The 1652-nt window shown below is 68.9% G+C and carries 1 protein-coding gene; it reads right to left on the reverse strand.

The annotated features are described in order from the left end of the window. The coding region (locus BN4348_RS56700) for an MMPL family transporter (RefSeq protein WP_142308829.1) at positions 1 to 1388 on the reverse strand (1388 nt) is incomplete at its 3' end. Positions 1389 to 1652: the final 264 nt, after the last annotated feature.

Below are 1652 nucleotides of genomic sequence, written 5' to 3' on the forward strand. Positions count from 1 at the left end.
GGCGACACCGAGACGATGTTGGGCGCCTGCGTCATCTTCTGGCGGATCGCGGCCACCGTCTGGCTGTGCTCGGGCGAGGCCGCGCCGCCGTCGGGAAAGCTCACCAGCACCCGGATCGGGCCCAGCGCGCCCGGCCCGAGCGCCTGGGCCGCCGCGCCGACGCCGGCGCGGATCTCGTGGGACGAGTCGAACTGGCGCAGCAGGCTGTTGCCCAGCACCATCGACCCTGCTGGCACGGCCATGATGAGCAGCACCACCGACGCCGCCACGGCCGACGCCCACGGCCGGCGCATCACCCAGCCGATCCACCGATTCCAGAACCGGGACTGGGTGCCTTCGGGCTGACGCGACCAGTGGAAGAGGCGTGAGCGCTTGGCGGCAGCCCGCCCGAACGTCGCCAGCACCGCCGGCGTCAGGGTGGCCGCCGACAGCATCGCGACCGCGACGGCCATGATCGCGCCGGTGGCCATCGACTTCAGCGCCGGGGTGTTGATGATGTAGATGCCGGTCAGGGAGGCGACGACGGTCATCCCCGACAACACGACCGCCAGCCCGGAGGTGGCCATGGCGGCGTCCACGGCCTCGTTCGGCTGGCGGCCGGCGCGCAGTTCCTCGCGGAAACGCATCAGGATGAACAAGGAATAGTCGACGGCGAGCGCGATGCCGAACATCGACACCGTCGACGTCACGAAGACCGACATGGTGGTGTACGCCGACAGCAGATAGACCAGGCCCATGGTGACGATGACGGTGCAGGCGCCGAGGGCGAGCGGGATCGTCGCGGCGGCCAGCGAACCGAACACCGCCAGCAGGACGATCAAGATGATCGGCAGGTTCCATTTTTCGGCGGCGGCGATGTCGTGCTTGGTGTTGGCCGCCGCGGCGGCGGACAGCGCGCCCTGCCCGATGACGTAGAGCCGGACCCGGCCGTTGGCGGTCTGGCCCGGCTGGTCCCCCTTGACGCCGACCTTCCGTTGGAGCTGCTTGGCGAGGTCGCTGGTGCCGGCGTTGCGCGCGTCCAGCCGCAGCGACACCACGTAGGGACGGTCGGGCTGCGGCGGCCGCTGGGTGGGGTTGGGCACCTCGGTGACGCCCGGGAACTCGCCGGCGATCTGCCGTAGCATCGCGACCGCGTCGTTGATGTCGGAGTAGCTGGCGTCCGGGCGGGGGGCCGCCACCAGCGCCAGCGAGGATGCGCCCTGGTCGTGGTAGAGATCCTCGAGCTGGTCGTGGACCGCCAGCGACTGGGAGCCCGCCACCTCGAAACCGCCACCGGTCAGGTTTCCCGACTGCGACATGGCCAGGTACACCGCCGGCACCAATGCCAGCAACCAGCCTGTGAAGACCAACCAGCGGTACTTACGCAGGCTGCGGCTGATGCGCATCATGAACTGCTGGATTTCTTCACTCCCCGGGCTCTCGCGCAATGCGTGCAGGCGAGAATACCGCAGCAGGCTGTGGATTATGTCGGCTTATCTAGTTCCTGAGCTGCAACGACACGGATGTTGCCAAGCCGCCGCCCAGTTGTGGTGAACCGGTGACCGAGCGGGATTTCCGTCACAGGCGCTAGCAGCGGCGATAGGGGCAATGGCAGGATGACGGGTGGCCGCGCGGGGCATGGGGAAATCCGCCGCTTGGGCGCCGTCTATTGC

The organism is Mycobacterium interjectum, assembly GCF_900078675.2.
Lineage (GTDB): Bacteria > Actinomycetota > Actinomycetes > Mycobacteriales > Mycobacteriaceae > Mycobacterium > Mycobacterium interjectum.